We start from the raw sequence: 12,342 nt of genomic DNA, 5'->3' as shown, positions 1-12,342 counted from the left end.
GACTGGTCAGATGACGGGACTGAAGCCGCCGTCGACGTGCACGGCTGTACCGGTGAGGTAACCGGCGCGGGGTGAGAGCAGGAAGGCCGCGGTGTCGCCGAATTCGTGTGGCTCGCCCACGCGGCCGAGTGGGATCTTCATCCGGTCGGCGATCTTGGCCAGGTATTCCTCGACATCGCGGCCGGCTTCGACCGCCGGGCGCATGATCTGCCCGCTGCGAATGATGCCGATGAGCATCGCGACCACCCGAACTCCATCGGGGCCGAACTCGTTGGCCAGCGCCTTGGTCAGGCTCAGGCCTGCCGCCCGCAGCGGGGAACTGGGCATACCGCCACCGGCGCCCGGGGCACGCGCACCCGTGCTGAGCACGTTGAGAATGACACCCTTCGATTCCTTCAGGTGCGGCATGGCCGCGCGACTCGCGCGCACCGCCGCGAGGAACTTCAGGTCGAAGTCGTCGTGCCAGGCGTCGTCGGTGATCTCTTCGAACGCACCGCCGCTGTGCACACCGGCGGAGTTGACCAGGCCGTCGAGCCGGCCGCGCTGCGCATGCGCCTGTTCGACGAGACCGTCGAGGTCTGCGGCGACCGTGACGTCTGCCCGCACTCCTTCCACCAATCCACCGCCGAGTGCGCGCAGGGACCGCACTGCGGCGTCGAGGCGCTCGGTGTTGCGCCCGCAGATCGTCACGTCGGCGCCCTCGGCGACCAGAGACGAGGCAGTCGCGAAACCGAGTCCGTCGGACCCGCCCGTGACGAGGAAAGCTTTGCCCTTCAGGCCGAGATCCATTTTGCCTCCCGATATCGTGCATACTTAGTAAACTATGTGATCTGGGTTATAACACAGTGTACGGGTTCGATGACAGTCCCCGGAGGACAACATGAATGTTCTGATCTACGGCGCAGGAGGATTCCTCGGCTCCGCGCTCATCCGGCGGTTCGTCGCAGGTGGACACACCGTGCGCGGACTGGTCCGCAACAAAGACGACGGTGATGCGCTGCGGAAGGCCGGCGCAGAGCCCGTGCTCGGCGACCTGCTGACCGATCCCGAGGGTACAGTCGCGCACGCGGCCGACGCAGACGTCATTCTCTATGCCGCGCAACTGCTGCTCGAGCCCGAGCGGCACACCGTCGAAGCACTGATTGACACCCTTGAGGGAACCGGAAAAACGCTGATCTTCACGTCCGGCACCGGCGTCCTGTCGCAGCGCACCGACGGCGAGTGGAGCGAGGACACGTTCGCCGAGGACGACGAATTCGTCCCGTCCAAGTACATCGGCGGTCGCGTCGACACCGAGAACGTCGTGCGTGAGGCGAACGCCCGCGGGGTCCGAGGCATCGTCGTACGGCCCTCGATGATCTGGGGACACGGCCGCTCCCCCATGCTCGACGGCTTCCGTACGTCGATCGAGAAGACCGGTGCGGTCTGCTACATCGGCCGTGGCCTGAATCTGTATTCGAACGTGCACGTGGACGACGTCGCGGAGATCTACCACCTCGCCGCCGAGAAGGCGCCGGCCGGCGCGCTGTACCACGCGGTGTCGGGTGAAACGAACTTCCGCACCATCGCCCAGGCCCTCGCACAGAAGCACGGTGTTGCGGCCCGGAGTATCGGTCTTGCCGAGGGCGTGGAGATCTGGGGCACCTTCGCCGCTCTGATCGTCTTCTCGACGTGCAGTCGCACGCGCGCACCCCGCGCGCGGCGCGAACTCGGGTGGCTACCTCATCCCGACCGGCTCGACGTGCTGGCCGAGATCGACACTCCGGTGGACGCGACCTGACCGCCGGCGCACCCGATCCGAGAGGATCGGGTGCGTGGCGTTGCGTCCACTCTCAGTGGCGCCCTCCTGCGACCACGAGCGTCTCGCCGGTGATGTAGGAGGACTCAGCGGACAGCAGGAACCGCACGACCGACGCGATCTCCTCCGGCTGTGCGCCACGCCCCAACGGGATTCCCTCGACCATCGCGGCACGTTGCTGCGCCGTGACGGTCTGCGACTGCTCCGTCAGGACCAGACCCGGAGCCACGGCATTGACCCGGATGCCGTCCTTCGCGAACGCGAGCGCGCACCCGCGGGTGAAGTTGTTCAACGCGGCCTTCGTCGCGCCGTAGGCGATCGTCGACGGGTTCGCCGAGACACCGTTGATCGACGAAATATTGACGATCGCGCCCCCGCCTGCCTCGGCCATCTCGTCTTTGACCGCCCACGTCGTGAGATAGGGCCCGCCAGCGTTCGTGCGGAACAAGAGATCCCACCGTTGTGGAGTCAGCTCGTCGACAGCGAGCAAACGCGAGTAGGCAGCATTGTTCACGAGAAGCTCGATCGGACCGCCGAATTCACGGCGAGCAGACGCCATGCAGTCCGTCACGGATTGAGAGTCCGCCACGTCCATCTGCACGGCCACTGCCGCTCCCCCTCGTTCGCGGATACCGGCGACTGCGGCGGTCGCCTCGTCTGCCCGGGAGCGATATCCCACCACCACGCAGGCCCCTGCATCGGCGAGGTTCTCACAGATCGCGCGACCGATCCCGCGAGCGCCGCCCGTGACAACAGCGATCTTTCCGTCGAATCCCATTGCGCCACTCACCGCTTGATCGAATCGAAGTGCCGGTCGGCAAGTACGCCCATTGCCGGGCGCAGTGCCTGCGTCTCGCCGGCCACCTGACGCAAGAGCACGCCCACCGCAGTCTCGAGCGGCACCGTTCCCACGAGGTACCGCTTCACCAGCTTGATAGTGCCCACAGAGACCGACGAAGGACGATATTCGAGCACCGCTTCGAGATCGTCCAGGTTTCGCTGTTCGATCGGCGCCGACACGGACGCGGCTTCACGCAGGTACTTGAGAATTCTGGCCAGGCCTTTGCTGCGCTGAATCACGAACGGATCCTCGCTTCGCGGCACGATGATCTGCCGGATCTGCTCGAGTGCGGCGTCGTAGAGCCAGTCTCTCTCGTTCGGCGTCGCCGGCACCGGATCGACCTCGACGATCTCCACACCTACGACATCGGCCAGCGCTTCGAGGAACAGCCTCCGGTGCAGCAGTCCGTACACGAGAGAGTTGCCGACCTCGCCCAGCAGGTCGGGTTCCGCACGCTTGCGGTGCCCCAGGATCACGATGCGCAATTCGGCGAGCACCCGGTAGTAGCGGACCCGGTCGAGATCGATATCCGTGCCGGCCGCGCGCGCGTAGTCGCCGAAACGCTCCATGAGATTCGTGAAAGGTTCCTGAACCGCGCGGACCGAGACCCATGCAAGATCGTCATGCGGGTCGCCGAGGTGGCCCAATTCGAGATCGAGGACGGCGGTAACCTTGCCGTTCTCGTAGAGGAAGTTGCCCGGCCCGGTATCTCCCTGCACGATCACCACAGGTCCGTCCACGTCCGGCACATGGCTACGCACCCAATCGAGCCCGAGATCGATCAGCGGATCGATGATCCCGGAGTCACGATAGATCTTCTCCCACGTATCGATCTCGCGGTGCACGAGCACGCGCAGATCCGCGTCGGGGTCCTGGTCCGGCAGCTCGAGCCGGTGCGGATCGACACGATGCATCTCGGCGAGGATCCGCATGAAATCCGACGCGACAGACACTCGTTGGCTTTCGTCGTGCAGGCGGGAAAACCACGCCTGCCCGGGCACGAGTTCGGACAGGATCGCTTGATCGGTCGGATGCACACCGACGACGTCCGGGACGGGGACCGCAGTGCCGCCCAGAGCCCGGAAGAACGCGGCCTCGCGGTGCAGGGTGAAATCGTCACCCTTCTCCTCGGGGTCGAGACGGTCGTAGCGCAGGAACAGCGGGCGTACCACGCCGTCTGCACCGCGCACCTCCACCACCCACGCTTCGCGCCGACCACCGCCCGGGCGTCGATCGGACGAGATCACGGTGCCGTTCGCCGCGTCGCCGATCCACTCCACGAGCTCGGAGGAAAGGGCATTCGCTCCGAGTTCGGTCGTATCTTCTGTCGCCGTCGTCATCACTGCGTCCTATTCCTGGAGGGCTTCACGAATGCGGTCAGCCACCACATATGGTACAGATCACTTATATCACTTAGTTTGCTTTCGACAAGCTCTTCGACCGATCCCGGAGCGTGCACATGACCTCGAACGCCGTCACCGACCCCGACGCACCATTTCTCCCCGAGGACGACATCTACCACCGGCTCAGCGACGACCCCTACGAGACCGAGACGACCTGGTGGTCGTTCAACGTTCCCGAGCGCCGGATCGGCGGATGGCTCCACGCGGCACATCTACCCAACCAGGGCACCGTCACGTGGCGCGTGTTCGCGTGGGATCCGCGCGGAGCAGACCCCGGCCGTCTGGCGTACTTCCGTAACCCCGGACCGATCCCGATGATCGAGAACCCCGACCTGCGCGACATCACCTTTCCCTCAGGCGGTTTCAGCGTCAAAGCCTTGAAGCCAACCATGGACTACCACATCGCTTACTCCGACCCGGCTGCGAAGTTTGCGATCGAATTCGAACACCGCAGCGTGCACCCACCTCAACGCTTCACACCCGGCGAAGCACCCGCGATGTTCAACCCGCATTTCGATCAGCTCGGCCATCTCACCGGTGAACTCGTTCTCGACGGCGAGCGCATCACCATCGACTGTCACTCCGTGCGGGACCGCACGTGGGGTCCGCGCGGCGGGGCGCACCTACAGAGCCGCAAGCCAGAACACCTGCGCGGCGAATACACCGTTCGCGAACCCGGTGGATCCTCATGGCGGCAGGTCGAGCGGCAACGCGGTCGCGGTCGCATCCAATACATCTTCGGCCACGCCGGCGCCGAGACGGGCTTCTTGAGCTTCGTTCGTCCCCAGGACGGCAACGCCGCGGGTTTCTCGCCGCTCAATGTCGGGTGGCTACTGAAGGACGGACGGTTCGAACGACTCGACAAGACACGCAGCCGCATGCGCAACTACCGCGATCCGCGTACCGGGTGGAGCGCGCACATGGAGGTCGAACTGGTCGACGTCACCGGCCGGTCGATGGAAGCCGAAGGCTTCGCCGTCAGCCACATGTGTGAACACGGCACGGGATCGAACGCATTGATGCGCTGGGAGTTCGACGGAAAGATCGGCTGGGGTGAGGATCAGGACGGATGGAAGCCCGACCACTTCGCCGAACTCGTGCGGGCCCTGCGCGACACCGGACGAGTCGGGGACCTGTCCTAGATGGGTGATTCCTTGAAGTTCACAGTCCAGTACCCGCTCGCGGTCCAGGGATACACCCCGGAATTCCTCGGACCGCAGGCGATGACCCGATTCGCGCGTGCCGCGGAAGACGCAGGTTTCGACGCCATCGCCGTCACCGACCACCCGATCCCGTCGGACAAGTGGATCCGGTCCGGCGGCCACGACGGTTTCGACCTGACCACCGCACTGGCGTTCTGCGCGGCCGTCACGGACCGCATCAAGCTGATGACGTACGCGATGGTGCTGCCCTACCGGAACCCCTTTCTAGTCGCGAAGGCCATGTCCACCCTGGACCAGTTGTCGCAGGGCCGAGTGATCATGGCCGCCGGCGTCGGATACCTGAAGTCGGAGTTCGCCGCCGTCGGCGTAAATTTCGACGAGCGACACGAACTCTTCGACGAGGCGATCGACGTGATGCGCGGCGCCTGGACGCAGCGAGAGTATCGCTACGAGGGTCGGCACTTCATAAGCCTGGCACAGACGGCACTGCCGTTCCCGGTCCAGGAGGGCGGCGTTCCGGTGTGGATCGCCGGGAACGCCCCACGGGCCCTCGCGCGAGCGGCCACAGTCGGACAGGGTTGGGCCCCCTTGCTGATAGATCAGGAGAAAGCCGCGACGGTCCGCACGACTCCGATCCCGACCGTCGCTGCGCTGACGAGGGCGATCGACGAACTGCGGGACCTCACCGAGGCCGCGGGTCGGCCGCGCAACGCGGTCGAGGTGCAGATCGAGGGGGCGGACAGCAAAGTGTTGGTCCACGGCGGCACGCTCGACGAGCACCGCGACCGCCTGCACGAGTTCAACCAGGCAGGTGTCGGCTGGTTCGTGCTCGACCCACCCGCCACGACGGTGGAGGAGGCAATCGACGCACTCCACCACTACGGCGACGCGGTGATCTCCAGATTCCACTGATGCGAATCGTGCTCACCCTCAACGCATGACGGCGCAGTCGATTCGGTTTCGACCTGCAGAGCCGCGAGTAGGTGCGCACCATCCGCCGAGCGACACTACAGATTGGAGAGGATCAGTGAACTGATGGAATGTCATAGTGCCCATACGATCGCGTCTGCCGAGATAGAAGTGGTCGGATGCCCGATTCACTACTCGATTCACGGCGTCGGCCAGCGCCCGATCGTACTTGTCCACGGGTTCGGTGCGCATCAGATGTGGTGGCATCGGGTCGTTCCGCTGCTGAGCGACGAATTCAGTGTGATCACTGTCGATCTGAGCGGCAACGGCCGAAGCGGCCTCCGCAGCGCATACAATCCCGAAATCCATGCGCAGGAACTCGCTGCGGTCGCGCGCAGTGTCGGTGCAGGACCCGCACTTGTGGTCGGCCACAGCATGGGAGGTAGATCTTCAGTGGTAGCCGCAGCCGCCGAGCCCGCGCTGTTCGGTGGCTTGGTCGTCCTCGACACGGGCTTCCGTACTGCGGTCAGAAAAGACGACGCCCAGCGGACCGTCCGACCCCAAAGAATGTATCGGACTTACGAGGAGATACGTGAGCGATTCCGGCTCGAGCCACCTCAACCGGCATTGCCGAAAGACGTCATCGACCCGGTCGCCGCATATGCAGTTCACCAGACTGCCAACGGATGGACGTGGCGGGCTGACCTTCGGCCGCCGTCGTTTTCGGACACTGCTGTGAATGAAGCCTGGCGGGCGGTACGGTGTCCGGTCGCGTACGCATACGGCACACTGAGCACCGCTCCTGTGATCGAATCACTGCCGGTGCTGCGCGGGTGGCAACCGGATATCGACATCCGACCCATGGCCGGCGCACATCATCACCTCCCCTTGGAACGACCGGACGAATGCGCAGACGTAATCCGGACGGTGGCGGCACGAATGAGATGGTGACCATCCGCACGATGGTGGTCTCGTCATCGAATGTCCGTATCTGTGCAAGTAAGAAAGAGAAGCCAGAATTGCCCACCTCATCGACACTCGCCGCCATGGCAACCGATCCGGCATCGGTGCTGCCGGTTCAGTTGTGTTCTCGTGCTCGATCGGAACCGAACCGGCCGTTTCTCCGCGAAGTGACGGGAGGCCATGCAACTTACGGAGAGACGTGGGAGGGCGTCCGCAGCTGGGTGGAGCATCTACGCGACCTCGGCGTGGTTTCGGGATCCCGTGTGGCGACCTTGTTGCCGCCCTCGATCGATGCGGCAATGATCTGGGTCGCCCTCGGTTGCCTTAGCGCGGTAGAGGTTCCGCTCAACCCCGAGCTGAAGGGTGCCTTCCTCGAGCATGTCCTCGACGATGCCTCACCCATGCTGTGCTTGACCAGACCCGAATTTGCCGACCACATCCGAGACACAAGACCGACCTTGCCTATTCGGGTCGTCGAACGTGGAGCGTGGGAGACCCTGAATTCGGCTACCACCGAGCTCGATCCGCTGCCCTCCCCGGCCGATATCGCGTGTGTGATCTATACGTCCGGCAGTACGGGACCAGCCAAAGGAGTGATACTCGATTGGGCGCAGTTCGCCACCGTGATCGGCCGGATTCCACTCGGCGCCGAAGACGTCAGCTACAACTGCCATGCGATGTTCCATGTCACCGGACGGAGCCCACTGGTCACGATGTGCGATACCGTCGGCCAGGTCGTGCTCCGCGAAAGGCTCTCGGCGAAGGCCGCCATGGACGATGTCCGTAGGTTCGGATGCACCACCGGCACACTGCATGGCGCTCTCCTGCTGGCGTCACCGCCACAGCCGGACGACGCAGACAACCCCCTCGAAGCTGTCTTCGCCGGGCACAACGTCGCTCTTGCAGCGGAATTCGCACAACGATTCGCCGTGAAATGCTACGACCTCTATGGTTCCACCGAAGTCGGGTTCCCTCCTGTCCTGAGCGACACACCGCCCGACCTCGAACACACCTGGTGCGGACGCGTCCGCGACGGCTACCAGGCGCAGGTGGTGGACGAGAACGCACAGCCCGTCGCCGACGGTGTACCGGGCGAGCTCTGGATTCGGCCCGACGACCGGCGCATGATCATGGTGGGATATCTGAACCAGCCGAGGCGACCGAGCGGGCACTGGCCGGCGGTTGGTACCACACGGGCGATGTCGTCATACGACACCCGGACGGTAACTTCGAGTTTCTCCATCGAGCCGGCGACACCATTCGCCGGATGGGCGAGAACATCTCGACAACTGCGGTCGAGGCGGTGATAGACGAGCACCCGCAGTTGTCCGGCTTGCGCCGTAATCGGTGTGCCCGACCCTGTTGCAGGACAACAGGTCCTGCTCGTAGCGGAGAGTGTCGAGAATTCCACTCTGGACGAGCTGGAACTGTACACGTGGCTGACGAGCAATCTACCCAAGCACGCGCGTCCGCGATATCTCATCCTGACCCACGCGCTACCGCGCACTCCCACCAACAAGGTCCTCAAGACCGGACTGCTCGACACCATCGACCTGACCGATGCGTGGAGCCCACCGGTTCGACGCAGTTGACTCGATGCACTGCTCGGACCGAACGTCACGCGGCCGGAAACCTCGCCGCAGCAGCATACTTCGACCCGCCCTCCCAGTCGTGGTCCCCTCCCCACAGAAGTGGGGAGGGGACACGACTGCATCAGTGGCATCCGAGTCTGCGTGAGCAGCTACTCCGAAACGGTCAGGTACCTGAAATCGTACGGACCCCACGTGGTGGCGTAATCCATATCCGCACTGAAATTTCCGACCTTATCGCTCATCACCCACGGATAGGTCACCCACGTCATCGGCACACCCCACGCCTCCTCCACCAGGTAGTCGTTGAGCTCGACCGCACTGGCCTCTCGCTCCTCGGCACTACGTCGCGAATCCGTTGCACCCGCGAAGAGCCGATCGTATTCCGGCGTCGGCCCCGCCGGATTCTGCGTCGCACCGGACCGCGTTACCATCCCGGCAGCAAAGCCCAGACCGTACGACGAGAAATTCAGGTACGCCGGCGCCTCACCTCCTGCAAACGTAGTCATTCCCTCGAGAGAATCCATCACGTTGGGCTCGAAGCGGATCCCTGACTGCTCGAATTGCTCCTTGATCACATCGGTCAACCCCGGCGTCACCGCATTGGAAATGATGAACCGACCCAAATCCACACCATCAGGGAAACCCGCCTCGGCCAACAACTCCTTGGCCCTCGCCGGATCATACGGATACCGCTCTTCCAGACCGGAATCGAAGCCCGGCAAACCCTCACGCGAGTACTGCCACCGCGCATCCGAACCTGGGAACAACGCCTCCGTGACGGCCTCACGATCGAGCGCATAATTCAACGCCTGCCGCACCCGCACATCCGACAGCGGCCCATAGTCCCAATTCAACATCAACTCGGTCCCGATACCCATCGGAACCGGGACCGTGTTCAACCCCGAGCGACCCTCGACCGCCGCAACATTGCCGGGCTGGAACTGCCCGATATCGATCTGCCCACCGGCCACCGCATTGGTGAACGCCTGAAAATCCGCAATCGCCGTGTGCTCGATCCGCGCCACCTGCGCAGCATCGGCGTCCCAGTAGTCATCTCGATCACGTACCAGCACCAGCTTCTCACCCGGCGCCCAACTCTCCACGCTGTACGCGCCCGAGCCGTTGGCCTCCATATTCGGATCACCGTTCGCGATCAGATCCGGATGCATGATCAACCCCGACATCCCCGCCAACTGATACGGCATCAGATCGGTCGGCGACGACAACGTCAACGTCACCTCGTACGGCCCACTCGCCGCCACCTCGGTCACCGGCTCCATCAGACCCTTGACCACCGGCGAGTTCAACGTGCGCGCCCGATCGAGGTTGACCTTGACCACCGGCGCGTCTAGCGGCGTGCCATCGCGGAACGACGCATCCTCACGCAACTGCATGGTCAGTTGCTGGCCATCCGGGCTGTACTCCCACGAATCGACAAGCATCCCCTCCACCTCACCCGCGGAGGTGATGGTGAACAGCCGATCGTAGATCGCATTGATCCCGAACCGGAAGGATGCAACCTCGGAGACTGCCATGTGCGGATCCAGCGAATTCGGGCCGACCGTCCAGCCCGCGCGCAGCGTCGCCGTCGTGTCCACCTCACCGCCGCCACCGGAACCATCTCCGCTGGAATCGCCTGAGCCACAGGCAGTTGTCATCAGTCCGACAGCAGCGACCATCGCTACAGCCAAACGCCAACGTCGTCGAAACATGACACGTCCCTTCAAGCCTCGGCCGGACCGGCCGAACGGTCGAAATTGCGTACAAGCTGGACATCACTCGCGACCGAATGTCGATCACCAAGTGCACGAGTGTAACCTAGTTCACACACAAGGTTCTTGCCTAGAGTTGGCTCCAAAAGACTGTTCGACTTACAGAAGGTGTTATGCAACTGCAGCCAGAGGCTCGAGACCTGCACCCCGGGGCTGGCCCGAATTCCGAATCTCGATGTCTATCGTCCCTTCCAGACGGCCGGACGTTTCTCGGCAAAGGCCCGCGGGCCTTCCTTCGCGTCCTCGGCCTCGCTGACGACGGCGTCTTCTCTGTCGTTGCGAGCCCACGCCTCCACCTCGGTCACGGCCGTACCGTCGACGATTCCCGCGACGAGGCGCTTTGTCGCCTGTACAGCCAACGGCGCACTCGTCGCGATCCGATAGGCAAGGTCCAGTGCGGTCGACAACGAACGACCATCCGGGACCACCCGGTTGACCAGCCCCCACTCGTGAGCCTGCCGAGCACTGAATCTCTCGCCCAACAACAGAATCTCCATCGCGATCGCCCGCGGTAGCCACTGTGCAGCCCGGATAGCCCCGCCTCCGGACGCGAGGAAACCATTACGCACCTCTGGAAGCGAGAACCAGGCGGACTCGGTCGCGACGACGAGATCGCAGGCCATCGCGATCTCGACCCCGCCACCGATCGCGTAGCCGTTCACCGCTGCGATGATCGGCTTGTCGATCGGATGCCGACAGAACCCGCCAAACCCCCAGGCCCGCTCGATCTCAGGACTCGGGTATAGCGATCGGCCGGCAGCCATCTCCTTGAGATCGCCGCCTCCACAGAAGGCCTCGTCGCCTGCGCCGGTAACCACCACCGCGCGGATATCGGGGTCGTTCTGGGCCCTCGCGAGGGCGTCGACGAGACCCTGAGTGACTGCCGCGGACACCGCATTGCGTGCGTGCGGCCGGTTGATCGTCACGACCAGGATCTGGTCGATCTGTTCGACCAGTACCCGTTTGTTGCTGTCACGGATTCTCCTCACGTATCACTACGGATCGACGATCGACCCGACCGACGACTCAGCCGATGGGGTAGTCTCCCAGGTTCCATGTCCCCTCGGCCCCCAGCGACCAACCCGACGCAGCCCACGTTCCACCGTCGACGGGAAGAGTCGCGCCCGTAATGTATGAGGCGAGAGGGGAGCACAGAAACGCTACGGTCGAGCCACATTCCGAGATGTGTCCCATGCGTCCGAGCGGAATGTACCGGTCCATCGCATTCTGAAGAGCCGGCTCACGTACCAGGAATGCGGCTTCATCGATCGGACCCGTGCGCTGCCCGTGATTTCCGGGGGTCACAGTCTGGTCCGGTGTGATCGCATTGACTCGGATGCCGTCCGCAGCCAGCTCGAGAGCCATCGTCCGCGTAAAACTGAGCATCCCGGCCTTGCATGCGGCGTACACCGCGAAGTTCGGTGCGGCGCGGGTCCCTTCGATGCTGCTGACGTTGATGATCGAGCCACCCTGTCCTTCCCTGCGCATGAGGGGGACGGAAGCCGAGGTCGCGGCGAGCATGCTGACGAGATTGATGTCGATGTGCCGACGCCAGCTTCGCTCACTCTGATCGACGAACGCTCCGCCGCGCACTCCACCGGCATTGTTGACGAGGATGTCCAGTCGTCCGAATTCGGCATCTGTCCGTTCGACGGCCGCCCGAACCTGATCGCTGTCCATCACGTCGGTCTGCACCGCAACCACCTTGCGGTCGAGACCACGGATCAGCTCGGCGGTCTGTTCTGCCCGCTGCGGGTCGATCTCGGCGAGGACGATATCCGCGCCGGCCTCTGCGAGCGACAGCGCAATCCCGCGGCCGATCCCTCCGCCGCTGCCAGTGACCATGGCAACTCGCCCGGTCAGATCTATCGTGGTTCCACTCATGAGCCTCATCTCTCGTA

General features: G+C 64.0%; 12 protein-coding genes. 6 read left to right on the top strand and 6 right to left on the bottom strand.

Annotation, left to right across the window (positions count from 1 at the left end; genetic code table 11):
* Positions 1-6: 6 nt before the first annotated feature.
* Entirely contained in the window at positions 7-789 is a 783-nt protein-coding gene (locus tag Q7514_RS06680; RefSeq protein ID WP_330132460.1) for an SDR family NAD(P)-dependent oxidoreductase, read from the bottom strand.
* Between the two features lie 91 nt (positions 790-880).
* Here Q7514_RS06680 and Q7514_RS06675 point away from each other — a divergent pair, with 91 nt between their 5' ends.
* Positions 881-1,780, top strand: a complete 900-nt coding sequence (locus Q7514_RS06675; protein WP_330132459.1) for an NAD-dependent epimerase/dehydratase family protein — start codon at positions 881-883, stop codon at positions 1,778-1,780.
* Positions 1,781-1,832: 52 nt separating this feature from the next.
* Here the strand turns inward: Q7514_RS06675 and Q7514_RS06670 are convergent, their stop codons facing one another.
* Positions 1,833-2,588 carry an SDR family NAD(P)-dependent oxidoreductase gene (locus Q7514_RS06670; protein WP_330132458.1) on the bottom strand — a complete coding sequence of 252 codons (756 nt, stop codon included), beginning with the start codon at positions 2,586-2,588 and terminating at the stop codon, positions 1,833-1,835.
* The gene (locus Q7514_RS06665; RefSeq protein ID WP_330132457.1) at positions 2,585-3,979 is read right to left on the bottom strand and encodes a phosphotransferase family protein; all 1,395 of its coding nucleotides are present in this window, start codon (positions 3,977-3,979) and stop codon (positions 2,585-2,587) included. Before Q7514_RS06665 ends, Q7514_RS06670 begins: the two co-directional genes overlap by 4 nt.
* 119 nt (positions 3,980-4,098) lie before the next feature.
* Between Q7514_RS06665 and Q7514_RS06660 the strand changes: the two genes are divergently transcribed.
* The 5 genes from Q7514_RS06660 to Q7514_RS06640 all read left to right on the top strand — a co-directional run bounded on the left by Q7514_RS06660 (position 4,099) and on the right by Q7514_RS06640 (position 8,669).
* Complete coding sequence (locus Q7514_RS06660; RefSeq protein WP_330132456.1) at positions 4,099-5,184, top strand: DUF7065 domain-containing protein; 1,086 nt, start codon at positions 4,099-4,101, stop codon at positions 5,182-5,184.
* The gene (locus Q7514_RS06655) at positions 5,185-6,117 is read left to right on the top strand and encodes an LLM class F420-dependent oxidoreductase (protein WP_330132455.1); all 933 of its coding nucleotides are present in this window, start codon (positions 5,185-5,187) and stop codon (positions 6,115-6,117) included. It abuts the gene before it with no gap.
* A gap of 123 nt (positions 6,118-6,240) precedes the next feature.
* Entirely contained in the window at positions 6,241-7,065 is an 825-nt protein-coding gene (locus tag Q7514_RS06650; protein ID WP_330132454.1) for an alpha/beta fold hydrolase, read from the top strand.
* 95 nt (positions 7,066-7,160) lie between these two features.
* A complete protein-coding gene (locus tag Q7514_RS06645; protein ID WP_330132453.1) occupies positions 7,161-8,384 on the top strand; it encodes an AMP-binding protein in 1,224 nt (407 codons plus the stop codon).
* Between the two features lie 36 nt (positions 8,385-8,420).
* Positions 8,421-8,669 (top strand): AMP-binding enzyme, encoded by a 249-nt coding sequence (locus Q7514_RS06640; protein WP_330132654.1) that lies wholly within the window; start codon positions 8,421-8,423, stop codon positions 8,667-8,669.
* 149 nt (positions 8,670-8,818) lie between these two features.
* Here the strand turns inward: Q7514_RS06640 and Q7514_RS06635 are convergent, their stop codons facing one another.
* The 3 genes from Q7514_RS06635 to Q7514_RS06625 all read right to left on the bottom strand — a co-directional run bounded on the left by Q7514_RS06635 (position 8,819) and on the right by Q7514_RS06625 (position 12,325).
* Positions 8,819-10,327, bottom strand: coding sequence for an ABC transporter substrate-binding protein (locus Q7514_RS06635; protein ID WP_330132452.1), 1,509 nt, complete (start codon positions 10,325-10,327; stop codon positions 8,819-8,821).
* Between the two features lie 293 nt (positions 10,328-10,620).
* Positions 10,621-11,430, bottom strand: coding sequence for an enoyl-CoA hydratase-related protein (locus tag Q7514_RS06630; RefSeq protein ID WP_330132451.1), 810 nt, complete (start codon positions 11,428-11,430; stop codon positions 10,621-10,623).
* A 37-nt stretch (positions 11,431-11,467) separates the two neighbouring features.
* Positions 11,468-12,325 carry an SDR family NAD(P)-dependent oxidoreductase gene (locus Q7514_RS06625; RefSeq protein WP_330132450.1) on the bottom strand — a complete coding sequence of 286 codons (858 nt, stop codon included), beginning with the start codon at positions 12,323-12,325 and terminating at the stop codon, positions 11,468-11,470.
* Positions 12,326-12,342: the final 17 nt, after the last annotated feature.

Origin of the sequence: Rhodococcus artemisiae (genome assembly GCF_036327795.1) — a bacterium.
Classification (GTDB): domain Bacteria; phylum Actinomycetota; class Actinomycetes; order Mycobacteriales; family Mycobacteriaceae; genus Rhodococcus; species Rhodococcus artemisiae.
Note: the sequence above shows the minus strand (reverse complement) of the source record. Positions and strands in the feature narration are given on the sequence as shown.

Excerpts from the sequence above, each read along its gene's own strand:
- Q7514_RS06650 (WP_330132454.1), top strand. The coding sequence starts at position 6,241 with ATGGAATGTCATAGTGCCCATACGATCGCGTCTGCCGAGATAGAAGTG.
- Q7514_RS06645 (WP_330132453.1), top strand. The coding sequence starts at position 7,161 with ATGGCAACCGATCCGGCATCGGTGCTGCCGGTTCAGTTGTGTTCTCGT.
- Q7514_RS06635 (WP_330132452.1), bottom strand. The coding sequence starts at position 10,327 with ATGACAACTGCCTGTGGCTCAGGCGATTCCAGCGGAGATGGTTCCGGT.
- Q7514_RS06660 (WP_330132456.1), top strand. The coding sequence starts at position 4,099 with ATGACCTCGAACGCCGTCACCGACCCCGACGCACCATTTCTCCCCGAG.
- Q7514_RS06665 (WP_330132457.1), bottom strand. The coding sequence starts at position 3,979 with ATGACGACGGCGACAGAAGATACGACCGAACTCGGAGCGAATGCCCTT.
- Q7514_RS06655 (WP_330132455.1), top strand. The coding sequence starts at position 5,185 with ATGGGTGATTCCTTGAAGTTCACAGTCCAGTACCCGCTCGCGGTCCAG.
- Q7514_RS06680 (WP_330132460.1), bottom strand. The coding sequence starts at position 789 with ATGGATCTCGGCCTGAAGGGCAAAGCTTTCCTCGTCACGGGCGGGTCC.
- Q7514_RS06675 (WP_330132459.1), top strand. The coding sequence starts at position 881 with ATGAATGTTCTGATCTACGGCGCAGGAGGATTCCTCGGCTCCGCGCTC.
- Q7514_RS06625 (WP_330132450.1), bottom strand. The coding sequence starts at position 12,325 with ATGAGTGGAACCACGATAGATCTGACCGGGCGAGTTGCCATGGTCACT.